23 protein-coding genes, 1 tRNA gene and 3 pseudogenes are annotated in these 24,809 nt (G+C 60.0%); 18 read left to right on the top strand and 9 right to left on the bottom strand.

Annotation, left to right across the window (positions count from 1 at the left end; genetic code table 11):
- On the bottom strand, positions 1 to 156 hold the full coding sequence (locus tag H1S03_RS12460) for an ArsR/SmtB family transcription factor (RefSeq protein WP_185804839.1): 156 nt from the start codon (positions 154 to 156) through the stop codon (positions 1 to 3).
- A 35-nt stretch (positions 157 to 191) separates the two neighbouring features.
- Here H1S03_RS12460 and H1S03_RS17495 point away from each other — a divergent pair.
- Positions 192 to 308: pseudogene (locus H1S03_RS17495) on the top strand (MBL fold metallo-hydrolase); the annotation flags it as partial.
- Positions 309 to 362: 54 nt separating this feature from the next.
- Here H1S03_RS17495 and H1S03_RS12455 read toward each other — a convergent pair.
- From H1S03_RS12455 to ettA, 4 genes are all read right to left on the bottom strand, one after another.
- Complete coding sequence (locus tag H1S03_RS12455) at positions 363 to 764, bottom strand: response regulator (protein ID WP_185804749.1); 402 nt, start codon at positions 762 to 764, stop codon at positions 363 to 365.
- Positions 765 to 796: 32 nt separating this feature from the next.
- Positions 797 to 2,260 carry a PAS domain-containing protein gene (locus H1S03_RS12450; protein WP_185804748.1) on the bottom strand — a complete coding sequence of 488 codons (1,464 nt, stop codon included), beginning with the start codon at positions 2,258 to 2,260 and terminating at the stop codon, positions 797 to 799.
- Positions 2,257 to 3,762 (bottom strand): ATPase domain-containing protein, encoded by a 1,506-nt coding sequence (locus H1S03_RS12445; RefSeq protein ID WP_185804747.1) that lies wholly within the window; start codon positions 3,760 to 3,762, stop codon positions 2,257 to 2,259. Before H1S03_RS12445 ends, H1S03_RS12450 begins: the two co-directional genes overlap by 4 nt.
- 238 nt (positions 3,763 to 4,000) lie before the next feature.
- Positions 4,001 to 5,656, bottom strand: a complete 1,656-nt coding sequence (gene ettA / locus H1S03_RS12440; RefSeq protein WP_185804746.1) for an energy-dependent translational throttle protein EttA — start codon at positions 5,654 to 5,656, stop codon at positions 4,001 to 4,003.
- 75 nt (positions 5,657 to 5,731) lie between these two features.
- On the opposite strand from ettA, the gene H1S03_RS12435 reads away from it, so the two are divergent.
- Positions 5,732 to 6,202, top strand: coding sequence for an MOSC domain-containing protein (locus H1S03_RS12435; protein ID WP_185804745.1), 471 nt, complete (start codon positions 5,732 to 5,734; stop codon positions 6,200 to 6,202).
- A 59-nt stretch (positions 6,203 to 6,261) separates the two neighbouring features.
- Positions 6,262 to 6,864, top strand: coding sequence for a nicotinate-nucleotide adenylyltransferase (locus H1S03_RS12430; protein ID WP_185804744.1), 603 nt, complete (start codon positions 6,262 to 6,264; stop codon positions 6,862 to 6,864).
- Between the two features lie 32 nt (positions 6,865 to 6,896).
- On the opposite strand, the gene H1S03_RS12425 is transcribed toward H1S03_RS12430, so the two are convergent.
- Together H1S03_RS12425 and H1S03_RS12420 are read right to left on the bottom strand one after the other, a co-directional pair.
- Positions 6,897 to 7,304 carry a (R)-mandelonitrile lyase gene (locus H1S03_RS12425; protein ID WP_185804743.1) on the bottom strand — a complete coding sequence of 136 codons (408 nt, stop codon included), beginning with the start codon at positions 7,302 to 7,304 and terminating at the stop codon, positions 6,897 to 6,899.
- A 67-nt stretch (positions 7,305 to 7,371) separates the two neighbouring features.
- Positions 7,372 to 7,791, bottom strand: coding sequence for a tellurite resistance TerB family protein (locus tag H1S03_RS12420; protein WP_185804742.1), 420 nt, complete (start codon positions 7,789 to 7,791; stop codon positions 7,372 to 7,374).
- An 89-nt stretch (positions 7,792 to 7,880) separates the two neighbouring features.
- Between H1S03_RS12420 and H1S03_RS12415 the strand changes: the two genes are divergently transcribed.
- The 3 genes from H1S03_RS12415 (at position 7,881) to H1S03_RS12405 (ending at position 12,403) form a co-directional block, all read left to right on the top strand.
- On the top strand, positions 7,881 to 9,464 hold the full coding sequence (locus tag H1S03_RS12415) for a lysine--tRNA ligase (RefSeq protein ID WP_185804741.1): 1,584 nt from the start codon (positions 7,881 to 7,883) through the stop codon (positions 9,462 to 9,464).
- A gap of 103 nt (positions 9,465 to 9,567) precedes the next feature.
- On the top strand, positions 9,568 to 9,969 hold the full coding sequence (locus H1S03_RS12410; protein ID WP_249777908.1) for a DUF4864 domain-containing protein: 402 nt from the start codon (positions 9,568 to 9,570) through the stop codon (positions 9,967 to 9,969).
- A 154-nt stretch (positions 9,970 to 10,123) separates the two neighbouring features.
- Positions 10,124 to 12,403, top strand: a complete 2,280-nt coding sequence (locus H1S03_RS12405; protein ID WP_185804739.1) for a glycosyl hydrolase family 28-related protein — start codon at positions 10,124 to 10,126, stop codon at positions 12,401 to 12,403.
- On the opposite strand, the gene H1S03_RS12400 is transcribed toward H1S03_RS12405, so the two are convergent.
- Positions 12,369 to 14,036 (bottom strand): response regulator, encoded by a 1,668-nt coding sequence (locus H1S03_RS12400; protein ID WP_185804738.1) that lies wholly within the window; start codon positions 14,034 to 14,036, stop codon positions 12,369 to 12,371. The two genes, H1S03_RS12405 and H1S03_RS12400, sit on opposite strands and share 35 nt — an antisense overlap.
- Before the next feature lie 167 nt (positions 14,037 to 14,203).
- Positions 14,204 to 16,387: an excinuclease ABC subunit UvrB gene (gene uvrB, locus H1S03_RS12395; protein ID WP_185804737.1), complete on the bottom strand. Its 2,184-nt coding sequence runs from the start codon at positions 16,385 to 16,387 to the stop codon at positions 14,204 to 14,206.
- Between the two features lie 440 nt (positions 16,388 to 16,827).
- Here uvrB and H1S03_RS12390 point away from each other — a divergent pair, with 440 nt between their 5' ends.
- From H1S03_RS12390 to H1S03_RS12340, 12 genes and pseudogenes are all read left to right on the top strand, one after another.
- Positions 16,828 to 17,043: a hypothetical protein gene (locus H1S03_RS12390; RefSeq protein WP_185804736.1), complete on the top strand. Its 216-nt coding sequence runs from the start codon at positions 16,828 to 16,830 to the stop codon at positions 17,041 to 17,043.
- Between the two features lie 121 nt (positions 17,044 to 17,164).
- Positions 17,165 to 17,476 (top strand): ETC complex I subunit, encoded by a 312-nt coding sequence (locus H1S03_RS12385; protein WP_185804735.1) that lies wholly within the window; start codon positions 17,165 to 17,167, stop codon positions 17,474 to 17,476.
- A 9-nt stretch (positions 17,477 to 17,485) separates the two neighbouring features.
- Positions 17,486 to 17,562 (top strand) — tRNA-Arg (locus H1S03_RS12380).
- Between the two features lie 454 nt (positions 17,563 to 18,016).
- Positions 18,017 to 18,486: pseudogene (locus H1S03_RS17785) on the top strand (UPF0149 family protein); the annotation flags it as partial.
- 111 nt (positions 18,487 to 18,597) lie between these two features.
- Positions 18,598 to 18,690 (top strand): SEC-C metal-binding domain-containing protein, encoded by a 93-nt coding sequence (locus tag H1S03_RS17780; RefSeq protein ID WP_430700914.1) that lies wholly within the window; start codon positions 18,598 to 18,600, stop codon positions 18,688 to 18,690.
- 196 nt (positions 18,691 to 18,886) lie between these two features.
- The gene (locus H1S03_RS12370; protein ID WP_185804734.1) at positions 18,887 to 19,240 is read left to right on the top strand and encodes a hypothetical protein; all 354 of its coding nucleotides are present in this window, start codon (positions 18,887 to 18,889) and stop codon (positions 19,238 to 19,240) included.
- Between the two features lie 37 nt (positions 19,241 to 19,277).
- Positions 19,278 to 20,186: pseudogene (locus H1S03_RS12365) on the top strand (UvrD-helicase domain-containing protein); the annotation flags it as partial.
- Complete coding sequence (locus H1S03_RS12360) at positions 20,183 to 20,704, top strand: hypothetical protein (protein WP_185804732.1); 522 nt, start codon at positions 20,183 to 20,185, stop codon at positions 20,702 to 20,704. The pseudogene H1S03_RS12365 and the gene H1S03_RS12360, both read left to right, overlap by 4 nt.
- Before the next feature lie 608 nt (positions 20,705 to 21,312).
- Positions 21,313 to 22,059, top strand: a complete 747-nt coding sequence (locus tag H1S03_RS12355; protein WP_185804731.1) for a M48 family metalloprotease — start codon at positions 21,313 to 21,315, stop codon at positions 22,057 to 22,059.
- A gap of 73 nt (positions 22,060 to 22,132) precedes the next feature.
- A complete protein-coding gene (locus tag H1S03_RS12350; protein WP_185804730.1) occupies positions 22,133 to 22,786 on the top strand; it encodes a peroxiredoxin in 654 nt (217 codons plus the stop codon).
- Between the two features lie 144 nt (positions 22,787 to 22,930).
- Positions 22,931 to 23,626, top strand: a complete 696-nt coding sequence (locus H1S03_RS12345; protein ID WP_185804729.1) for a D-lyxose/D-mannose family sugar isomerase — start codon at positions 22,931 to 22,933, stop codon at positions 23,624 to 23,626.
- A gap of 77 nt (positions 23,627 to 23,703) precedes the next feature.
- Positions 23,704 to 24,762: a multidrug effflux MFS transporter gene (locus tag H1S03_RS12340; protein ID WP_185804728.1), complete on the top strand. Its 1,059-nt coding sequence runs from the start codon at positions 23,704 to 23,706 to the stop codon at positions 24,760 to 24,762.
- Positions 24,763 to 24,809 lie beyond the last annotated feature (47 nt).

The following is a 24,809-nucleotide window of genomic DNA, read 5'->3' as shown; positions in this document are numbered from 1 at the left end:
CTAGCGAGCGCAGTACAAACTGTGAAGCGTCTTCAGCACGGCCGCTACTTCACGGCCCTTGATGGCGTAGAAGATCGTCTGCCCCTCCCGGCGGCCAGTGACCAGCCAGGCCTCCCTCAAACGCTTTAGCTGTTGTGACATGGTCGGTTGCGGCAGGCGGCAGGCCTGAGCAAGATCGCCAAAGGATCGTTCCGCTACCGAACCGCATCCTCGCGGCGTTGCAGGTGAACCTGCGGGGCGGGCGGCTCCCCCCGGCGGAAACTGACGGAAACGTCTATTTGAAGCTGCCGGTCAATCGCTTCAGCTGAGAAGGCGCAGGGCCGGTGGCAGGGTCGGCGGCCCTGTCCGAGCAGCTCCGTAAATCAGTCCTGATCGCAAGGCGCGTCGAGTTCGGCGGCGATTTCCTGTAATTTTCGGGTCACATGGCCCATTGCATATGGCTTTTGTATCACCACCGCCCCATTCGGCAGGGATGACTGATCCACATTGAAAATTCCCGATGTGATAAGGATCTTCACCGAGGGTCGGGTGTTCCTTACATGGGCTGCAAGCTCCAACCCGTTCATGGAACCGGGCATATCGACATCCGTGAACAGGATCGCAATGTCATCGACACGCTCCATCACCAGCAAAGCGGCATCGGCGGAGGCAGCCTCATAGGTTCGGAACCCCGCATCCTCGACAATATCAATGGCGTCCATACGGATCAGCGGCTCGTCCTCAACGATGAGAACGGCAGGAGGCTTGCGGGTATTCACGGTCATTCGGCACTCATATCGTTAACTTCTGGCTCGCATTATTGCAGCGTCAAACCAGTCAACGGTGCTGTGAGGTCAAAACTCAAACCCGCAGGGTCATATAACAGTTCCGCCCGTCCGTTAAAATATCCGGCGAGGGCCTGTTCGATCATGCGGCTGCCGAAGCCACGACGCAACGGCGGGGCGACCGTGGGGCCATCACGCTCAACCCAATGGAACCGAAATGTGTTGTCATCGTTGTGCGATTCAACGCTCCATGTGACGCACACCTTTCCCTGCTGCACTGACAAGGCCCCGTATTTGCTGGCATTCGTGGAAAGCTCATGCAGCGCCATGGTCAATCCCAGTGCCTGTTTGGACCCGATGGGAATATCCGGCCCCTCGATCTCGAATCGTTTTTCACCCGTGCGATGGGGCGCCAGAGCGGCGTCAATGACCTCGCGGATATGGGTCTCCGTCCAGGTTGCGTTGATCAATTGGTCATGCGCCTGCGCCATCATCCCGATCCGCGACTGAATAGAAAGCTGCGCGTCCTCCAGGCTGTCGGCCCGGCGCAAGGTCTGGGAGACCATGACGTTAACCATAGCGAGGGTGTTCTTTACCCGGTGATTCATCTCACCCAGCATGAGTTGGCGCTGTTCCTCAGCCATCTTGATCTCATGTATATCGGTACAGGTGCCGTACCAACGCATGATCGTACCGTCCTTGTCCCGGACAGGCTGCGCGCGGCCCAGCACCCAGCGGTATTCGCCCGATCTGTGACGCAAGCGGTATTCGATCTCATACGGTTCGCCCGTTTTCAGGGACCGGTCCCATCGCTGCCACGCGCGCTCCTGATCATCGGGGTGGAACATTCCGTTCCATCCTGCCCCGTCCGTCGATCCGGGGGGAACGCCGGTAAAGGCGTACCAGCGATCATTGTAATAATCGTGGAACCCATCCGGCAGAGTGGACCAGATCATCTGGTCCACGGAATTGGCGATGGCATGGAATTTCGCCTCACTCTCGTACAACTGACGTTCACGAAGCTGCAACTCCTCCATCTGATCGCGCGCGGTGTATTGCCGGCATCTGGCCGTCAGGGCAGATCGGATGGCGCGGGTCAGTTCCTCGGCATGCAGCGGGCGCGACAGCAGGACGGCATTCCGAAGCACGTCCATCTTGCTTGCGGCGTGATCGCTTCGGCGGGCGATGGTGCCGTTCGCCAGAACAATGAACGGCACGTCCGACCAGGACGGTTGCGAAGCGATAGCCTGTGCCACTGCGTCCGCGCCGGGGCCGCTCAGGGCTTCCTCCGTGATCAGGATCGCCCCGATCTGTCTTTCGATCAGGTCGGCCAGCGCCTGCAAATTCGGTACGGATTGCGATGGAATACCGGCCTTGGCAAACACCTGAACAGCGACCGACGCGTCGCGCCCCTTGGGTGCGAGCACAGCGACCGACGTCGAAACATCCGCCGAGGTATCCCCCCCGCCATCGAGGTGATCGGATGACGTGCTCACTTCTTGCTGCCCTCCTCCGAAAGCAGATTGCCCAGTTCACGAGTGTAGACGGGCGATCCGGACAGGATGCCGGTAAAGCTGCGGATAGGCTCACCTATCCCGATCCCGTTCGGGGTGATCGTGAATTCGCGTATGCTGCGTTCATGATCCGATGTTCGGGTCTTGATAACGGCGATGGATTTGCGAACCTCGCCCCCGGCCTCGAAGAAACGCAGCATCATGACGGTATCGGCCAGATAGCTGATGTCGAGGTCTGTTCGCAGATCGCCCGTCACCCCATGCTGGCCCAGGATCATAAGCGCCACGACGCCTTGTTGCGAAAGATAGCTGAGCAATTCGTGCATCTGAAGAACGAGGAAATTATCGCTCGGCATCGCGTGCAGATATGCGTTGAGGCTGTCAATCACGACGACGCTTGCCCCGTCACCCTCAACCGATTCGCGCACGGCGCTGGCAAACTCCCCCGGTGACAATTCGGCGGGATCAATCTGGCGAATTTGAAGAAGACCGTTGTCGATATAGGGCTGCAGATCCATCGACAGGGCCCTGGATCGGATCATGAGGGTGGACAGGCGTTCGTCGAACAGGAAGTAAGCGGCCCTCTGCCCCCGCTTCAACGCCGCCATCATGCACTGCACAGCCGTCGTCGTCTTTCCGATCCCCGCCGGCCCCGTCAGCAGTGCATTGGTGCCAGGAAACAGACCGTCGCCCAGCAGGGCATCCAGCTCCACCAGACCTGTGGTGACCGGTTCGGTGGGAAATTCCCGATGGTGATGTGCCGCGATCAGCCGGGGATAGACACAGATGCCCCCCGTTTCGATGGTGAAATCGTGATAGCCCCCGCGATATTTAAGACCGCGCATCTTGATGACCCGCAGCCGGCGGCGCTCGGACCCGAAATCGGTGGCGAGATGTTCGAGCGAAATAACACCATGCGCGATCGAATGAAGTTGCAGATCGCCGGGTTCCGCGGTGCGATCATCCAGCATCAGAACGGTGCAGTTACGACGGGCGAAAAAGTGTTTCAGCGCCAGGATCTGACGGCGATACCGCAAGGGGTTTTGCGCCAGAAGGCGCAGTTCGGACAGGCTGTCGAGCACGACGCGGGCGGGGTCGAGCCTCTCGACCAATTCGATGATTCCACGCACCGTCTCCCCCAGTTCCACCTCACTGGGATGCAACAGGGACTGCTCGTTCGCAGTGGCGAATTCATCCTCGGCGATGATTTCGAACAGTTCGATCCCGTCGAGGGTCCAGTCATGCGATCGGGCGACTGCGCTAAGCTCGTTCACGGTTTCGGACAGGGTGATATACAAACCGGTTTCGCCCTGCGAGCGCCCCTCCATCAGGAATTGCAAAGCCAGGGTCGTCTTGCCCGATCCGGGCGTCCCCTCGACCAGATACAGGCGACGCGGCGTGATCCCGCCATTCAGAACATTGTCCAAGCCAGCTGTGCCGGTCGCCAGCCTCCGGTCGGGATCGGTCGTGGAGGTGAGTGACATAATTGCGTTCCTGTCTGGCGCTACACGATTCCTCGGATGCAACTGGGACATGCTAGCAATATTTCACGTTTAATTTGCATGAACTTGGGCGAACCGTCGGACATTCCCTATTTTTGCAACTGCTCAAGAGTGTAACACAACCAAGCCCGACGCTGTAACGGCCCGTCTGTATGGCGCGGCACTTGCGGTACCATGTAGACGGGCAACGTCATTTGGGACTGTCGGAATGTTCCGCGTATCAGCGGACAAACTTTTTGTGCTTCATCCGCTTCGGCTCCAAGGCATCGGCACCCAGACGGCGCTTCTTGTCTTCCTCGTAGTCCTCGAAGTTACCTTCGAACCATTCGACATGGGCTTCGCCCTCGAACGCTAGAATATGCGTACACAGACGGTCGAGGAAGAAGCGGTCGTGGGAGATGACGACGGCGCACCCGGCGAAGTCCACGAGGGCATCCTCCAGCGCACGCAGGGTCTCCACGTCCAGATCGTTGGTCGGCTCATCGAGCAGCAGGACGTTGCCCGCTTCCTTGAGCAGTTTGGCCATGTGGACGCGGTTCCGCTCCCCGCCTGAGAGCATGGCGATCTTCTTTTGCTGGTCGCCGCCCTTGAAGTTGAAAGCGCCTACGTAAGCGCGGGAGTTCATCTCCGCGTCGCCCAGCTTCATGATGTCCAGCCCGTCGGAGATTTCATGCCAGACGGTCGCGTCGCCATCGAGCGCGTCGCGCGACTGGTCCACATAGCTGAGCTTGACGGTATCGCCGTATTCCACCGTGCCCTCATCCGGCTGTTCCTGCCCGGTCAACATGCGGAACAGGGTCGATTTACCCGCGCCGTTGGGACCGATCACGCCGACGATGCCACCCGGCGGCAGCGAGAAGCTCAGCCCCTCGATCAGGGTGCGGTCGCCGTAGGATTTCTTGAGGTCCGCGACCTCGATCACCTTCGCGCCGAGGCGGGGACCGTTGGGGATGACGATCTGGGCGCGGCCGACCTTGTCACGCTCGGACTTGTTGGCCAGTTCGTTGTAGGAGTTGATGCGGGCCTTTTGCTTGGCCTGACGGGCCTTGGGCGACTGGCGCATCCATTCCAGCTCACGCTCCAGCGTCTTCTGGCGGGAATTGTCCTCACGCGCTTCCTGCTCCAGCCGCTTGGCCTTCTGCTCCAGCCACGCGGAATAGTTGCCCTCGTAGGGAATGCCGCGGCCGCGATCCAGCTCCAGAATCCAGGAGGTGATGTCGTCGAGGAAATAGCGGTCGTGGGTGACGATCAGGATCGTGCCCTTGTAGTCCATCAGGTGCTGTTGCAGCCAGGCGATGGTTTCCGCGTCCAGGTGGTTCGTCGGCTCATCGAGCAGCAGCATGTCGGGCGCTTCGAGCAGCAGCTTGCACAGGGCGACGCGGCGGGCCTCACCGCCCGAGAGCGTATCGACCGAGGCCTCGTCGGGCGGGCAGCGCAGAGCCTCCATCGCGACGTCGATCTGGCTGTCGAGATCCCAGAGGTTCGCAGCGTCGATCTGGTCCTGAAGGGCCGTCATCTCGTCCATCGTTTCTTCGGAATAGTTCATGGCAAGCTCGTTGTAGCGGTCGAGGATCGCCTTCTTCTCCGCCACGCCCAGCATGACATTTTCGCGCACGTTCAGGCTGTCGTCCAGCTTGGGTTCCTGCGGAAGATAGCCGACCTTCGCCCCCTCGGCGGCCCATGCCTCACCGGTGAAGTCCTTGTCCATGCCGGCCATGATCTTCATCAGGGTGGACTTGCCCGAGCCGTTGGTGCCCACGACGCCGATCTTGACACCGGGCAGGAAGGACAGGCGGATGTTCTCGAACAGCTTCTTGCCGCCGGGATAGGATTTGGACACGCCGTCCATGTGATAAACGTACTGGTAAGCGGCCATGGGAACACTCCGGGTCTGAATTCAGGTTTGGAGTGGAGATAAGGGTTTTGAAGGTGAGGAGCAACGGGAGCAGTGATGGAACTCAAGGAACTGATCGCGCGCACCGGCGGGCCCGGGCGGGTGGAGTGGATCGGCATCCGGCCCGCCCGGCGTGAGGCCCTGCTGCCGTGCGAAGAGGTCGAGATCGGCGCAGGCGGACTGGCGGGCGATCATGGCCGACCGGGCAAGCGGGCGGTAACAATGATACAGGCGGAGCATCTGGACGTCATCGCCGCGTTGATCGGGCGCGACGTGCTGCCCCAGATGCTGCGTCGAAACATCGTGGTCAGCGGCATCAACCTGACCGCGCTCAAGGGACGGAGCGTCCGTATGGGATCGGCACTCCTGCGCTGGACGACGGTTTGCGCGCCATGTTCGCGGATGGAGGAGGCTCTGGGAAATGGCGGATACGCGGCCCTGCGCGGACATGGCGGATGGTGCGCCGAGGTGATCGAGCCGGGCACCGTGCGCGTCAATGATCGCGTATCCGCCCTGCCCGTCGGTTGACAACGGGTCCTTGCAAATCCGACAAGCACACATCGCAAGCGGTTGGAGCGCGAAGCAAAATGCAAACGGGGCAGCCGCGCGCCGCCGACGGGCAGATCGTCGGGTTGCTGGGGGGGTCGTTCGATCCGCCCCATGCCGGGCATGTTCATATCACGCGCGAGGCGCTGAAACGGTTCGGGCTGGATCGCGTCTGGTGGCTGGTGTCACCCGGCAACCCACTCAAGTCCGATGCACCGGCAGCGCTGGCCCGGCGCGTTGCGGCCTCACGCGCGATCATGCGACACCCCCGTGTGGATGTAACCGATATCGAGGCTCAGCTTGGCACGCGCTACACGGCCGAGACGATCCGCGCCTTGCAGGCACGGTATCCACGGGTGCGGTTCGTCTGGCTGATGGGCGCGGACAATCTGGCGAGCTTTCACAAGTGGGATGACTGGCAGCGGATCGCCCGGTCCGTTCCAATCGGGGTTCTGGCCCGACCGGGGGAGCAGGTCCGCGCGGGTCTGTCACCGGCCGCGCGGATGTTCACGGATGCACGGCTGGAGGAAGGAGCGGCGCATCTGCTGCCGCATATGACGCCGCCGGTCTGGACTATGGTGACCGGCCCGATGGTCGATCTCAGCTCCACCGCGATCCGCAATGCGGGTCTGTGGACACGCTAGGTCTTGTCACGCGCGCGGCCCTTAATGCCCCATCAGGCGGGGGTGAGGGCGTAGTCATCCTCAGTTACTGCGTCCAGCCAGACGGTCTCCCCTTCCGGTTCCTCCTGAAAGGCGATGTGGCTCATCGCGGTGGTCGGCGTGGCGCCGTGCCAATGCTCGACATCCGGCGGGATAAAGACAGTATCACCCGCGCGGATTACCTGAGGAGCCTCGCCGCGCAACGCCACCAGCCCCATGCCGGAGGTCACACGCAGGGTCTGCCCCAACGGATGGTGATGCCAGAACGTCCGCCCACCGGGCGCAAAGCTGACATCGACGGAACGGATGCTGGCAGGCTTCGGAGTCACGATCACGGGGGAGATCAGGACAGTTCCGGTAAAGGCTTCGGCAGGGGCGGACACGGTCGCGCGGTCGCCGTTACGGTGGATGATCAGGCTCATCGTCGGATCCTTCTTGGTCGGGTCGTGGAAAATATTCCCGTTTGAGGCGCGTCTGCCCCTCAGGAACTCAGCCGGGCAATCTGGCGTGGCGGGCGCGGGCCCCCCGCTCGATAGCGGAGGCGACCAGACGATCGACGTTCATGTCGTGCCGGATAATTTCGAGCAGCCGCAGCTCCTCCATCTGCACGGTGCCGTCGGCGGCGGCGACATCACAGGCCAGCGCGTAGGCTGTCTCGTTCAGGGTACCGGGCAGCGCATCTGCCACCAGCCCGACCATAGCATCGACGCCGTCCTCATCCTCGAACAGGTCGAACACGATCTGCGCCACCGTGGGCAGATGGGCGGGATCGTAGCCGTCGAAGATCGGCAGCACCGCAATCATCCGTCTGATCGAATCCGTTTCACGGTCGCTGAGCGCGCCATCCGCGGCAGAGACGGCGATCATGGTTGCGACAAGCGCATCCTGCGCCGAAAGCTGAGCTGTCATGGAATTCTCCTGTTGTCGGTCAGTTCCGATATATTGACGCGGCACCGCCCCCTCAATAGGTGTGCGCGCATTCCATGGAGTATGACCCGATGACCGACCTCGCAGAACTTGCACTGACATCCAAGGCCTGGCCCTTCGAGGAGGCGCGCAAGCTGGTCAAACGGTTCGAGAAAAAGCCGCCTCAAAAGGGCTTCGTCCTGTTCGAGACAGGCTACGGCCCGTCCGGTCTGCCCCATATCGGCACGTTCGGGGAGGTTGCGCGCACCACCATGGTGCGTCAGGCGTTCGAGACGCTGTCGGACATCCCGACGAAGCTGCTTTGCTTCTCGGACGATATGGACGGTCTGCGCAAGGTGCCCACGAACATACCGAATGGCGAAGTGCTGGAGCAGGATCTGAACCTGCCGCTGACCCGCGTGCGCGATCCGTTCGGCACGCATGACAGTTTCGGGGCGCACAACAACGCGCGGCTTATGGCGTTCCTCGATTCCTACGGGTTCGACTACGAATTCGCCTCCTCCACCGATTATTACCTGTCGGGCCGCTTCGATGAGATGTTGCAGCGCGCGCTGGAGCGGTTCGACAAACTGCTGTCGATCATGCTGCCCACTTTGGGGGAAGAACGCCGCGCGACCTATTCTCCGTTCCTGCCGGTGTCGCCCAAGACGGGCCATGTCCTGCAGGTTCCGACGCTGGAACGCAACGTGGCCAAGGGCACCATCGTCTATGCCGAGCCGGATGGCGAGCGCGTGGAAATCCCCGTTACCGGCGGCCACGTCAAGATGCAGTGGAAGCCGGACTGGGCGATGCGCTGGGCCGCACTGGGCGTCGATTACGAAATGTCGGGCAAGGATCTGATCGACAGTGTCACACAGGCCAAGAAGATCTGTGCAGCCCTGGGTGAGCCGCTGCCCGAAACGCTGACTTATGAGTTGTTCCTCGATGCCGCAGGGCAGAAGATTTCGAAGTCCAAGGGCAATGGCCTGAGCATGGAGGATTGGCTGACCTATGCCAGCCCCGAAAGCCTGTCGCTGTTCATGTACCAAAAGCCGAAGACCGCGAAGCGGTTGCATTTCGATGTGATCCCCAAGGCGGAGGATGAATATCACCAGCATCTGCGCGCCTATGTGGATCAGGACGACGCCCAGCGGTTGAACAATCCCGTGCACCATATCCATGGCAGCGCGGTGCCGGTCAGCGACATGGAGGTGACGTTCTCGATGCTGCTGAACCTCGCCTCGGTCGCGAATGCCGAGGACAAGGACGTTCTGTGGGGCTTTATCCGCAAATATGCGCCGAATGCGTCAGCTGAGAGCCATCCCGGGCTGGACCGCGCCGCAGCCCACGCGGTGCGCTATTTCCAGGACTTCGTGAAACCTGCCAAGGTCTACCGCTTGCCCACCGAGCAAGAGCGCGCCGCGCTGAGCGATCTGCGCGAACGACTGGCGGCGTGGGACGGGCCGGTGGAGGCGGAAGCATTGCAATCCGAGGTCTTCGCCGTTGGCAAGGCGCACGGGTTCGAGCCGCTGCGCGCGTGGTTCGCGGCGATCTACGAGGTGCTGCTGGGGGCAAGCCAGGGACCCCGTTTCGGCGGGTTCGTGGCGCTCTACGGCGTGAATGAAACGGTGGCCCTGATTGATCAGGCGCTGAACGGGGTCTTCGTCACCAACTGAGCCGTGAAACAAACGGGAGTGGTGGCGCGTAGATTCCATAGAGTTTCGATACTGTCGGGCGCTTCGCTGCGGCATGCTATCGAAGCACCGGAGGAGGATCGTCATGCGCATACTACTCGGACTGATCGTCGTGCTCGCGCTGATGCTGCCCGGTGCGGCACGGGCGGATGAGGCGGCAGTACGCGACGTGATTGCCCAGCAGATCGACGCCTTTCAGCGCGATGATTTCGATGCGGCGTTCGCGCATGCCTCACCCATGATCCAGAACATGTTTGGCACCGCCGACGGTTTTGGCGCAATGATACGGGAGGGTTATCCGATGGTCTGGCGGCCCGCCTCCATTCGGTTCTCACTGTTACGGCAGGAGGGTGAAAGGTTCTTCCAACAGGTCGTGCTGGGAGGAGACACGCGCAGTTACGTCGCTGAATACGAAGTGGTGCAAGTGGACGGAATCTGGCGGATCAACGGCGTTCGACTGCTGTCCGAAAGTGGAACCGGAGCCTGAATTAACCACACGTTAACGGGCATATGCGACAAAGACATTCGCCGGATTCGTCCGGTGATATTTTTCAGTGGAGATTTTCAGCACCGGCACAGTCGGCGCGATACCGATTTCCACTTCAAATCCTTCGCGCCCGTCGGGCGAAAGGATTTGATCGATGAACAAGGCAGTCACCGACGGTATCGACCTGATGCCGCCCGCATTTTCCGACGGTCTCTCCGTCTGGTCCAGTCAGGACGGATTGGCAGGTCAGGCGACCTATGACGACGCCCCGAACGCAGCATTGGTGGCGGGAGGTGCGGATTTCGGCGAGTGCCTCGAAATCTTCAAGACCGACAGCGTGCAGCGACTGCGCTATACTGAACAGACCGCCATCACTCCGGGTTGCTATCTGCGCGTCTCCGCCCGGGTCAAGCTGGTCGGCGGCAATCGCCCCTCGGTTCGCATCGCGGCCTATCCCCTGACCAATGGCGGGGCAGAGGCAACGGTGCCCAGCACCGGCGACGCCGTCTTTCTGGAAACCTATGGTGAGGTCTACGAGGTATCCGCGATCGTCGGCCAGGGCGCACGCGGCGGGGTCGATCTGGTCTGGGCTCAGAATGTCGCCGGGGCACATTTCGGGCTGGACCTGATCGGCGACAACAATTGTTCCGTGCGCATCGAGAGCATTGTGATCGAGGACGCCACCTCCAATTTTCTGCGCAATCTGATGGATTGGGTGGACGTGCGCGATTACGGCGCGGTAGGCGATGGCGTCACCGACGATACGGATGCGTTCTATGCGGCCGACGCGGCCAGCGCCGGGCGCGATCTGCTGGTGCCTGAGGGCGAGTTCTATATCGGGTCGGAACTGACGCTGGACGCGCGGGTGCGGTTCACGGGAAAGATCGCGCATTCCTCACCCGGTCGGGTCGCGCTGACGCATAACTACAATTACGACACCTATCTGGACGCGTTTCAGGACGAACAGGTCGCGCTGGAACGCGCGCTGGGGGCGCTCTATGCCTTTACCGACCATGACAGCCTGGACCTGTGCGGCCGTCAGATCCGCTTGACGCGCCCGGTGGATGTGCACGCTGCGGTAGGCGACCGCGACACGTTCGGCAACCGCCGCGCAATCCGCAACGGCTATCTGGAGGCGGCCAGTTCCTCCGCCTGGAACGACGCCACCGCCACCTCCTCCGCCAGCTATGACAGCGCGAAACCGCTGGAACTGACCGATGTGGTCAACGTCGCGCAGATCGAACAGGGCAGCCTGGTCGAGGGCACCGGCGTGGGGCGTGAGGTCTATGTTCGCGAGGTCGATATCCCGAACGCGAAGCTGATCCTGAGCCAGCCCCTCTATGCCGCTGCGGGCACGCAGACCTACAGCTTCACGCGGTTTCGCTACATGCTGGACTATTCGGGATTTACCTCGATCAACCGGCAATGCCTGATGCAGATCGAGTTTCTGTGCAACCGTCGGGCCTCCGCCGTGATGCTGGCGCAAAGCGGTACAGCCTGGCACATCCACGATTGCTGGTTCGTGCGGCCCAAGGATCGGGCCATCACCTCGATCGGGGAGGGTTGCAACGGCATCTCGATCGAGAGCAACGAGTTTCTGTCACCGGATGGCGATCAGGATGTGGGACAGCGGACCTCCATCGCGTTCAACACCAACAAGAACGACATGAAGATCCGCAACAATCGCGCCGTGCAATTCCTGCATTTTGCCGTCGTGGCCGGTGGTGGGCATCTGTTCGTCGGCAACCATTGGTGGCAGGGTGACAATGCGGGGGAAGGCGCCGCACGCTCCGCCGGGGTCGTGCTGACCAACAAGAACGTCAAGACCGTGTTCACCGGCAACTACTGCGACAATGCGTTCATCGAACTGACCGATGAGCACAATGCCAACACGGCAAACGACAATCCTTATGGAAACCTGACGATCACGGGCAATATCTTCACCTGTTCCGACGTGCTTAGGAGCTTTACCTATATCCGCATCGCCCCGATCGGACCGAACCGCTATATCGACGGGATTTCAGTGACTGACAACGCATTCAAGACCATCGGGGGCGATATCATCCAGCGTGTGGACGATGTCGATACGGACCGGGGAACGCTGGACCCGACCCGCACGCGCGGCGTGACCTTTACGGGCAATGTCTATGAGAATGTCGTGATACGGACGCAAAACCCTGCGGCGGTGCCCTACACCAAGTTCGGGTCCGCGACGACCTGGACCGTTCCGACCGCGGGGCGTCTGCCCTTCGGCTTACGTGCGTTGACGGTCGATGGGGTCAGTCCGACATACGCGATCAGTTCCAGCTGGGACGGGCGCCTTCCGCGCGTGGCGGTCAAGCAGGGCAGTGCCGCCGATGCGATCGGGCTGACCTGGTCCGAACCGGTGGGCGGCGGTGTCATCGTGCATGTCCGTTGCGATCTTCACAGTTGATCCTGCCCGCGAAGACGGCGGAGACTTCCGCGCGCAAGGCTCTTTTGTCGAGCGGTTTTGCCAGATAGCCGTCGAGGCCCGCACGCAGATAGCGTGCGGTGTCCTCGGGCATTGCGTCGGCGGTCAGGGCGATCACGGGAATCGAGGCCCATGCCGTGTTCGAGGCCCGGATGGCTTGAAATGTTTCCAGGCCGGACATCTGCGGCATGTTCATATCCAGCAGCACCAGATCAAACTGGCCCCGAGCGAGAAGATCGAGCGCCTCGGCCCCGCTTGCCGCCTGCGTCGCGTTGAGGCCTTCCGCCTCGACGAAGGCGGCAGCGACCATGCGGTTGGTGGCGATATCGTCCACCACAAGGATGTTTCGCACAGCCATAGTCAGGGGATTTGCGGCGGTGTCGGTCGTGTCGGGCTGCTTGGGACCAGCCAGTTGCGCTGTGAAGGTAAAGCGGAAGGTCGCGCCCATCTGCGCATCAATCTGCGAGACCAAAGTGATATCCCCACCCATTTGCCGTGCGAGCATACGCGAGATGCTCAGCCCCAGACCGGCACCGCTCGGACGGTGGCAAGTGGGCGAGGCGGGGGGAATGTCAGACTGGTATCCGCTTTCGAACAGATGGTGGCGCATTCCGGGCGGAACACCGATGCCCGTATCGCTGACCTCAATCTCCACCCGGACCTCGTCACCCTGCGCTTGCGCGGTCCTGACGGTCATGCTGACATTTCCGCGATCCGTGAACTTCAGCGCATTGTTCAGCAGATTGGTGGCGCATTGGCGTACCCGCAACGGATCGAAGACGAGGTATTGTGGTATATGCCGCGCGAAGCGCAGTTCGAAGGACAGCCCCTTCGAGATCGCGACGGACCGGTGCAGCTCCGCTATGGCGGAGATCTCGTCCTTCAGATTCGTGCGAACCGGACGCAATTCGATCATGCCCTGCTCGATCCGCGTCAGGTCCAGCACGTCGTCCACCAGGGCCTTGAGGCTGAACGATGCCCGTTGCAGCGCCGCGATGCGAACCGCGGAGGCGGGATGGTGCGGTTGATCGTGCAACAATTGGCTGACACCCATGATCGCGTTCAGCGGGGTGCGCAACTCATGACTCATCGTGGCGAGGAACTGACTTTTCGAGGTGCTCGCCGCCCGTGCGGTATCGCTGGCAATCAGCAAGGCGCGTTGGAAGCGGTTGTAGGTAAACACTGCCAACATGAAATACGCGTTGAATGCGGTCACGCCCAGCAGGCTTACGAGCAAAACCACGACATCGTTTCTCTCAAAATATTGCAGCACTATCAAATAGTAGAAGGCACAGATCAACGGGATGGCCGTGACGACAGCGAATCGCAAATGGGGGGAACGGATCAGTGCAACATGCAGGAATGTCGCCGTCAGGATCGTGACGCATATCACGCGCGGATACATGGTCCCCAGATGCCACATCATGACGACCGGCAACAGGACACTGCTGACCGCGAGGGTCGAAGCGATCATCATCTGGGCGTAATGTTCTTTGCTGGGATTCTTGATGTATTTGCGTCCGATGCGATACTGCATGAACTCACAGATATAATAGATCGCACCTGAATAGATGGCCGCCGACAGGTCCACGAAGTACAGGAAAATGATCAGCATCACGGTCGTTGCCGGGACGCGAAACCTCATATCGCTGTTCAGCACGGAAATCTGTCGCGTGACTTCGGCTATTGTGGTTGTGGCCCCCGTCGGCACGTCGCATCGCCCCCTCTGCTGAGGGCCAGCATGCCATCGTACACAAGCTGTTTACAGCCCTTATCGCTACGTCACCCTCCGAATTTCTTTTGACTCTTGCCCCTGTAGTGCCGAGTTCCGCCCTTGCCTGCCGTGGAACGACCGGAGGCCCTCTTCGCCTCGGTGACGGCTTGCTCCACCGCGCTTTGCCGGGCGAGCGGATCGTCCGCGATGGTCAACTCGACCGTTTCCAGACGCTTGACCTCATCGCGGATGCGGGCGGCTTCCTCGAATTCCAGGTTCTCGGCGGCCTTGATCATATCCTTGCGCAGCGCCTCCAGATGGGCGGCCAGGTTTTCGCCCACCATCGGCTTGTCCACCTTGACGGTGATGCGGCTTTGATCTGTATCGCCCTTGTAGAGACCGGCCAGAATGTCATCGACGTTCTTCTTGACGGTTTCGGGCGTTATTCCGTGCTCCTCGTTGTAGGCTTGCTGTTTCTCACGTCGGCGGTTGGTTTCTCCTATCGCCCGCTCCATCGAGCCGGTGATGCGGTCGGCATACATGATAACGCGCCCATCGGCATTCCGAGCCGCCCGCCCGATCGTCTGCACCAGCGAGGTTTCGGAGCGCAGAAAGCCTTCCTTGTCCGCGTCCAGAATCGCGACGAGGCCGCACTCGGGGATATCCAGACCCTCACGCAGCAGGTTGATGCCCACCAGAACGTCGAACGCGCCCAGGCGCAGGTCGCGCAGGATCTCGATCCGTTCCACCGTGTCGATATCCGAGTGCATGTAGCGAATGCGGATGCCCTGCTCGTGGAAATATTCCGTCAAATCCTCGGCCATGCGCTTGGTCAGAACGGTCACCAGAACCCGCATTCCCTGCGCTGCAACGATGCGGATTTCGTCCATCAGGTCATCGACCTGCATTTCCACTGGCCGAATTTCGACAGGCGGATCCAGCAGGCCGGTGGGGCGGATCACCTGTTCGGTAAAGACGCCGCCCGCCTGCTCCAGCTCCCACGCGGCAGGGGTGGCCGAAACATATATGGATTGCGGGCGCATCGCGTCCCACTCCTCGAATTTCAACGGCCTGTTGTCCATGCAGGACGGCAGGCGGAAGCCATGCTCGGCCAAGGTGAACTTGCGCCGGTAATCGCCCTTGTACATGCCGCCGATCTGCGGAACCGAAACATGGCTTTCGTCCGCGAAGACGATGGCGTTGTCGGGGATGTATTCGAACAGGGTGGGCGGCGGCTCGCCGGGCGCGCGGCCCGTCAGGTAGCGCGAATAGTTCTCGATCCCGTTGCACACGCCGGTTGCCTCCAGCATTTCCAGATCGAACTGGGTGCGTTGTTCCAGGCGCTGCGCCTCCAGCAACTTGCCCTCGTTTACCAACTGGTCGAGCCGCTGCCTCAGCTCCTTCTTGATGCCGACGATGGCCTGCGCGATGGTCGGGCGCGGGGTAACGTAGTGGGAATTGGCGTAGATGCGGACCTTGTCCATCGTGCCGGTCTTCGCACCTGTCAGGGGATCGAACTCGGTGATGCTTTCCAGTTCCTCGCCAAAGAAGCTGAGCTTCCAGGCGCGATCATCCATATGGGCGGGCCAGATTTCAACGGTGTCGCCGCGCACGCGAAACGAACCGCGCTGAAAGGCAGCGTCGTTGCGCTTGTATTGCTGGGCGACCAGATCGGCCATGACCTTGCGCTGGTCATAGCTTTGCCCGACGACGACATCTTGCGTCATCGCGCTGTAAGTCTCGACCGAGCCGATGCCGTAGATGCACGACACCGATGCCACGATAATCACGTCGTCGCGTTCGAGCAGGGCGCGCGTGGCTGAATGGCGCATCCGGTCGATCTGCTCGTTTATCTGCGATTCCTTCTCGATATAGGTGTCGGAGCGGGCGACATAGGCCTCCGGCTGGTAATAATCGTAGTAGCTGACGAAATACTCGACAGCGTTGTCCGGGAAAAACCCCTTGAACTCACCGTAGAGCTGCGCCGCGAGCGTCTTGTTGGGGGCGAGGATGATGGCGGGGCGCTGCGTCTCCTCGATGACCTTGGCCATGGTGAACGTCTTGCCTGTACCCGTGGCACCCAGCAGAACCTGATCCTGTTCGCCGGCCTTCACCCCGTCTGAAAGCTCGACAATCGCCGTGGGTTGATCACCGGCGGGGGAGAAGTCGGTTCGCATCACGAATTTGCGTCCACCCTCCAGCTTCGGCTGTTCGGGGCGGACGACTTCAGGAAGCGTGATGGTGTCGTTCATGTTTTTCCCCTCGGCTGCACAGATGAGATATAGCGAGGATTGCACATGCTTCAATCACCGGCGCGGCCTCCGGTAATGACTAAAATTGAATCGATCTATTGCAAAAAGCGAATTGTCAGAGTGCGGCGCCCCCCTATGTTCTGAAGTGCAAGCAGCAGAGCCGTCGGTGTCTGACAATACCACCACCCACCCACGCTCCCTTGTCAGGGATCGACGGCGTCTTGTTCTCACGTTTCGGTCGAAACGTCTTCCGATACATTCCACGAACCGTATTCAACGGCTTTATTCCGTGGCGGAATTCCATGGCGGGAAATTTGCGCGGCAATTGCAGAAAATTCATTTGAAATGATTCTTTTTCTGAATCGGCGGGAACTTGCCGAGGGATGCCGAGTTGATACTGCATACAACGAATAAATTATGTTATTTCAATGGAGTGTATAATGCGTACCCTTGTGAACGCCCTGTTCGGCTTGTCTGCTCTTTTCACTTTGATCATTGCGACAACCGCCCCCAGACCGGCGGAAGCAGAACTGGCCGCCGTGGCCTCTGCCTTTACCAACGGTGTCGGCGCAGCGGGCAGCGGTTACCTTGATACGCTCTACATGACCCAGCAAAGCAACGTCGAGCGTGGCTTTGTCGTCGCATCGGCCAATTGAAGACAGCAGGCGCGCCGGAATGCGTGCAAGACATTTCCAATCCACATCACGCCCGCGCCCCTTGCGCGGGCGTTATTTTTTGCACATACCCTATAGCGGAATTCTAATTGGGATATGATCCATGTTTGCCCGTATCTATCAGCCAGCGAGAGCCGCAATGACCTCCGGAACGGCGAATCTGAACCACTGGGTTCTGGAATTCGAAGCCGCTCAGGCCAAAAGACGTGATCCCTTGATGGGCTGGCAGGGATCGGGGGATACGAACGGTCAGGTACATATGCAGTTCGACACCCGCGAGGCGGCTATCGAGTATGCACGGCGGCACGGAATTCCGCATCAGGTCATGGAGCCCAAGAAACGCAAGCCGAACATCAGAAATCGCGGTTACGGCGACAATTTCGCCCATGACCGGCGAGGCGCCTGGACCCACTGACCCCCTAACGGCCCCTTAGCTCAGCTGGATAGAGCAGGTGACTTCTAATCATCAGGTCGGGGGTTCGAATCCTCCAGGGGTCGCCATTTGCCTTCGTTATTGCCAATGGGGCATAAGAGTGCGCAAAACGGCAGTTTTTCTTGCGTACCCCTGTCAAGAGAATTCTCGGAAATTCTTGAGGTTTTCTTATAGCTCTGATATTGTTTATTTAATTTGTAGGCCGGCACAGCTTGGAAAGCACGAGCGACCGAGCGCCTTCAAGGACTGCCGGCTACATGCCCAAGCTTGGCAAGCATCCAGCGCTGGTCTCCACAACCAGATCTGGGCTACGCCTCCATTGCGCAGTGCACGAAAACAAGCGAAGCGCACGCGGCTTCCTCGCGCGGCTCGCCGTAAGGAGGCGGCATACGCGACGCCGGCCCAAGGTCGACATTCAATCTGCCCGCAGCGTGTATCGATCCCAGCTCAGAACTGACATTTCCTTAGTTGAAGGCTGGCGTTGCGCAGAGTAACAGCGCTTGACCTCCCCGGGAGACATCCATGGACCAGTCCGATCAAGAACTCGATCGACTTGACGCACTGCTGCATGCGCTGCCCGCTGAGCACATGCCAATGACGCTCAGCGAACTCAATGGCTACATAGTCGGTGTTCTTGCTTGCCCAGAGATGATCCACCCTCGGAATGGTTGCCTCATGTCTGGGGTGAGACGGGGCAGGCGGAATTCCCTGACGAAAAGGCCGCTGAGGAGACTGTTGGCGCAGTGATGGCGCATTACAACTCGGTCGTTGAGGCAATAACCGGCTCGCTTTGGGTCGAACCGATCTACGAGGTTGATCCCAATAGCGACGAAGTTATGTGGGAGCCTTGGGTTGTTGGCTTCACGCGCGCCATGCGGCTCCGACCGCAGGCTTGGAGCCGCCTGCTCGATCAGTCTGACGAAGAGACGCGTGAGACGATGATCTTCCTGATGGCGCTTCAGGATATCTACACCGGCCAGAGCAAGTTCACGGATGACGAGATCGACCTTGAAGCACCCGATCTGATCCCGAACTGCGTCGCCACGATACTCCATCAGTCCCGCCCCGAGCTTTCCTTGCGGGAGCCTGCGAATCTCAGCGACGTGCCGTTCAAGGCCGGTCCCCGGCCAGGCCGAAATGATCCATGCTCCTGTGGGTCGGGGCGCAAATACAAGAAATGCTGCGGCCGACACTGAGCGGGATCGCTCAGGTTCCTCCCGGCCCTAACAGGCTGCTGAAAAAGGTTTTCAGAGCCTGATTTTCGTCAAGATGCTTGATGCCCGCAGCGAGACATTCCCATCAGCTCGACGAGAGAGCCCAAAAAGAGGCCCGGATCTGGGCCAACATGGACGGTCTTCGACTTTTTCAGCAGCCTGCTAAGGCACAGAAGACTTGCTGGCCGCCGAAGTATCGCCTGCGGTCCATCGGCGTTTTTTAGATCAGGCCAAAGACCATCCCGACTATCCGACCGATAAGGGCTATCTTAAAGACGGCGACAGCGATGACGACGTGATCGCGTTGTCCAAGCAGGTCCTCCAGGCCAAGAAGGGCTCGGGTTTTGCCGCGATGCTGATCGAGCAATGCCAGACGCTGGACGAGATTCCCGACACGGTGAAGACCTTTTTGGAGACCGTCGCCGCTGAGATGGCGTTGCCTAAGCTGGACGATACCGACGCAGCAGGCGACGGCGAAGACGGGCCGGATGACCCCGATCCGCTCGATATTGATATCGAGGGCTTAGTTTAGGTCATGACTTTCTCGATCTGCGGAAAACGCCCAATCCGTCATAGACGAAAAAGGTCACGCGTTGGTGATTGGCGGGCCGGATTCGGGCAAGACGACCCTCGCGCTACTCAAGTGCAAGGGCATTCTGGACACGCTTGCGCCTGGTCAAAGCATCTTGTTCTTGAGCTTTTCCCGTGCCGCTGTGCAGGAGATCCTGAAGCGCTGCCGTGAAATTCTGACCCAGGAAGAAATGAAACGCATCGATGTGCGGACCTATCATTCCTTCTGCTGGGATATTCATTCCTTCTGCTGGGATATTTTGCGGTGCCACGGACGCTTACTGGGTGGACGACCTCTGAAAATGATGGCCCCCTCCGAGGAAGGCACCCGGCGCACGCAGTTCGAAGGGGATTGGGGGGCGGAAAGCGAGCGTCTGAAGGACGAAGATGGCATCGTCTGCTTTGACCTCTTTGCCGCTGCGACGGCGGAGCTCTTCGAGGGCAGCACCCATCTGCGCTCATGGATGGGAAGGCTATTTCCGCTTGTGATCCTTGATGAATTTCAGGATTCCGATGACGACCAATGGCGGTTTGTCCAGCAACTCAGCGCTGTAGAGCAGACGCTATTTCTCGCTGATACGGAACAGAGGATAGCCGCATCAACAGCGACTGACGTAGCTGACGACATGATTGTTGTTAACGCAAATGATTATGGGCGCCAGCGCCGAGATAACATGATGAGGATGCATTACTTTGTAACGCATCCAGATGTGGAAACGGACGACGAGATCCGTCGCATCGCGAAGTCGGGTCAGCCGTTCTACTATATGAAAGACCTGTTCTCTTATACATCTGTCGCAGCTCCGCGGGCATTTGCGGCATGCTACCGTCTCGTTGCCCAGTACGTGCTGCGAGCAAACCTCGATCATGTTCTTTGGGAAAATTATCGAATCGAGGCTGCCGCATGACCAGCGCACCTCGCTACAATTTCCCACCAAGGACAGAAATTATACTGGCGAGACGCCCAGTGATTTTTGTCAGCCAAACCGAGCACGGCTACGAGGTGATGGATAGCGAAAACGGCGCGATCTCGATCGTGCCATATTCCACCTTCGTCGAAATGTTGCGTCTTCCTGGGTCCGCGATCAACACTACCCCCTCCACCACCGGTAGCCGTCTGGAAACCCGTTTAGGTGGTTACAAGGCGTGGCAAGCACTTCCAAGTCGCCAACGCGAGATCGGCGAGATCAGGTTGGCGCTATGCCGAGCCATGGTTGAGTGGCGGACGAAATTGCGAACTGACGCAGGAGACCCGCGGTTACAACTTTCCGGACGAGGATTGGACAAACCTGAGGCAAAAGAATTTATCGCTGAGCATGCGAGCATCGCACTGAGCATGAAAATTCGCACCTCCCCGCGTGCAGGAGGCAGAAGCGACGCGTTCATTCTATACAAGGGGCGGACCTTGAACGAACTTTTTCGGTAATTTGAGGCCTTGGAGCCCAGCGAGTCAGCCGTCGCAGCTCTGATGCCAAGGCATCACCTCAAGGGTGATCGTCGGGAGAAAATCGCTCATAGAGTGCGGGTATTGATGACGGAGGCTTGGGACAGAAATGGCATCGATCTCCGGAAACCCTCAGTTGCGAACGTCTTTAGTTATTTCGAAACTCGTCTTAGGGATGAAAATGCAAATCAGGCTCGAAACGATTTGGAGCCTCTTAGAACTCCTCGGTCGCACCTGACGCCTCGGCATCGTCGACATGACAACAGGCCCGCTTCGGCGGGCCTTTTTCTTTGCCGTCTCTCCGGTGCCGGTGCGCATGCTTTTGATGTCAGTGCGCACGCTCTTCCCAGCCGGAAAATAAAGGCGCCGATTCCTGTAATAAAATCAATTAGTTGAAATGCCCCAAATCGCCATCTTCTAAAAGATGCGCGCGCTATTGGTTATTTGGCAGTTATGCCAGTGCATTGTGACTTTGCACATTTGGCCGCTTTCATGCGTCCCCCCGGACAACGTGAAACTGTCAGGGGCACTCATATGGCAAGCGGGGAAAAACGCGCTATTCTGTCTGTCGTAACAAGATGGAGAGACCGGTGCGCATTCTTATATCCGCCCTTGCCATGCTGGCCGTGACGGCCTGTGAACCCACCTTTCAGGTGCCTGACGCTGCAGGCGCCGTGGCTCCGCCTGCAACTGCCGCGCCTGCGGCGAACAGATCGCTGTCGCAGGGGGAGGACCTGATGCGTCAGGTTGCTCAACGCATTGAGCCGATTGCCGAGAGCACCTGCCGTGCCGAAACCGGGCGCAGCGGTAATTTCTGCGATTTCCAGTTTCAGATCGCCCCGGGCGATCAGCCCAACGCCTTTCAGACCTTCCAGAACGGCTACCCTCTGATCGTGTTCAACGAAGCGATGCTGCGCACCGTGCGCAACGCCAATGAGGTTGCCTTCATCATGAGCCACGAGGCAGGCCACCACATTGCCGGGCATTTGCAACGTCGCCAGCAGCAGGTCGGACTCGGCGGCCTCGCCGGGGCGCTGATCCTGGGGGGGCTTGGCGGTGATGCGCAGGCCGGTGCGGACCTTGGCCAGCAGATCGGAGGACGCGCCTATTCGCAGAGTTTCGAGCTGGAGGCCGACGTTCTGGGCACCTATATCGCGGAACTTGCGGGCTATGATCCCGTTGACGGCGCTGCCAGCTTTGCCCGCTTTGCCGGGTCCAGCTCCATTCTTGCCACGCACCCCCCCGGCGCGCAGCGCTATGGCACCGTCATCGCCACCGCCCAACAAATCGAGGCCCAGCGCGCGCAGGGTTTGACGCCTACCATACCGCGCAACTGAGATTGAGGAGTTGCGCGGACGTGTCCGTGCACCTACCTCCGGTTTACGCCTGTAAACGAATCGAGGATACACCATGTCCCTGCGCATCAACGATACCGCCCCCGACTTCACCGCCGACACGACTGAGGGTGAGGTAAGGTTTCACGACTGGATCGGTGACGGTTACGCCGTTCTGTTCAGTCACCCGAAGGATTTTACGCCGGTCTGCACCACCGAACTGGGCGCGATGGCCGGGATGATCGACGAGTTCGAGAAGCGGAATACCAAGGTGATCGGAATCTCCGTCGATCCGGTCGAGGATCACCAGCGGTGGAAGGCCGATATCGAAACCGTATCGGGATCATCCGTCAGCTATCCAATGATCGGCGATCCCGACCTGAAGGTGGCCAAGGCCTTCGACATGTTGCCCGCGGAAGAGACAGCGGGTGAGGAGCGCACAGCCGCGACCAATGCCACGGTCCGCTCGGTCTTCGTGATCGGGCCGGACAAGAAGGTGAAGCTGTCGCTGACCTATCCCATGACAACGGGCCGCAATTTCGCGGAAATCCTGCGCGCCATAGATTCGATCCAGCTGACCGCAGAACACCAGGTCGCGACCCCCGCCGACTGGAAACAGGGTGATGACGTCATCATCACCCCCGCCGTCAGCGATGAGGAAGCAGAACAGAAGTTCGGATCGTTCGAGCGCATCCTGCCCTATCTGCGCAAGACGAAACAGCCGGTCTGAACCGGACCGAAGCGACTATGATCGAGGGGGCCAGGCGCCCCCTCTTTCGTCAGATGTCACGTTCGCGGGACGTTGACGCAAGACTGCCATTGGGGTGAGAAGGAGACGAACGCATCCTCACCCTCAAACCGCGTGGTATTCCTCATGAAACGCTCCCAAATCAATCAGATCCTTGCGGATGCCGCCGCGTTCATCGCGCAGCATGGCCAGCACCTGCCCGGTTTTGCGAACTGGTCGCCCGAGGATCTTGTGGCGCGCGTGCGCAGCGATGCGCGGCAAATCATGGACCGCCGTCTGGGTTGGGACATTACCGATTACGGTGCCGGGCGGTTTGACGAGATGGGATTGTTCCTGTTCACCACCCGCAACGGCGACCTTTCGGAACGCGACAGTGGCACCGGCATGCTCTACGCCGAGAAGATCATGATCTCGCGGCGCGATCAGCTCAGCCCGATGCACACCCATGTGCACAAGGTCGAGGATATCATAAACCGGGGCGGGGCGACGCTGGCCATCGAGTTGTTCGGCTCGGACGATGCGGGCAACTTCGCGCAGGATCGCGTCTGCACCGTCGCGTGCGACGGCATCGCGCGCACCGTCGCACCGGGTGACAAGCTGATGCTCGCCCCCGGCGAGAGCGTCACCCTGCGCCCCGGCGACTGGCATGCCTTCTGGGGTGAGGGCGGCGACGTCCTGATTGGTGAGGTTTCGACCGTCAATGACGATCTGACCGACAACATCTTTCGCGAACCCATCGGACGGTTTGCCACCATCGAGGCGGATGTCGCGCCGACCCACCTTCTGGTATCTGATTATGACGATTGGGTGACCCGGGGCTAAAGCCCTCGACAGTCCGGTGCCATGGGAATAGGGGAGGGACGCTGACCTTTCTTCCCCTTCCTGACCGGACAGTTTCCATGACAGATTCCAGTTCCCGCCACGCTCCGCTCGGCTTCAACGCCTTTGTCGCCATCATGGCCGCGCTGATGGGGCTGAACGCGCTGGCCATTGATATCATGTTGCCGGGGCTGCCCTCTATCGGGGCTGCATTCCTGCTGGACGACCCCAACCGTGCGCAGACGGTCATCGTCGCCTACATGACGGGCTTCGCCGTTGGGCAGCTGGCCATTGGATTGCTGGCGGACCGGTTCGGGCGCAAGCCGATCCTGATGGTCGGACTGGCCGCCTATACGGTCGCGGCGATCGGCTGCATCTTTGCGCCCAGCTTTGAGCTTCTGCTTCTGGCGCGTATGGTGCAGGGTGTTGCGTCCTCGGCGCCCCGCGTCATCAGCACCGCGATCGTGCGCGACTGCTATTCCGGACGACAGATGGCGCAAGTGATATCGCTGATCATGATGGTGTTCATGGCCGTTCCCGTCGTGGCGCCCAGCATCGGCCAACTGGTCCTGTTCATCGCGCCCTGGCAGGCCGTGTTCGGTGTGCTGGCGCTCTATTCCATCGTGATGTGGTGGATCTGCGCCAGGTTCCTGCCGGAGACGCTCGCGCCACAGAACCGGCGCGAGATCCGCCTTCCCGCTGTGGCGGATGCCTTCCGCTCGGTTCTGACCTCGCGCTTGACGATGGGCTATACATTGGCTGCGGGGACGTTCATGGGGGCGCTGTTTGGCTTCATCACATCCGCGCAGCAGATTCTGGGCGATGTCATGGGGCTTGGCGTGTGGTTTCCGCTGGTGTTCGCGCTGATCGCGGGCAGCATCGCGCTGTCATCCTTCGCGAATGCCTGGCTGGTCGAGCGGTGGGGGATGCGCTTTCTCAGCCACGGCGCGGTCCTCGCCTTCATCGTGCTGAGCACGCTGCTGGTCCTGACGGCGGACATCATTACCGTGGTGCCATTTCTGGTGGTCGTCTCGATGTCGATGTTCATGGTGGGAATGACATTCTCGAACTTCAACGCGCTGGCGATGGAGCAACAGGGGCATGTGGCCGAGAGTGTCCGACCTTTTGTGTATGATTGATCCGGTTCATGCTTCACCAAAAGGAAGCATGAATGACCATCTCGAAA

This window comes from Pontivivens nitratireducens (genome assembly GCF_014235845.1).
In the GTDB taxonomy this organism is placed as follows: domain Bacteria; phylum Pseudomonadota; class Alphaproteobacteria; order Rhodobacterales; family Rhodobacteraceae; genus Pontivivens; species Pontivivens nitratireducens.
This window is presented reverse-complemented; position numbering and strand designations above follow the sequence as displayed.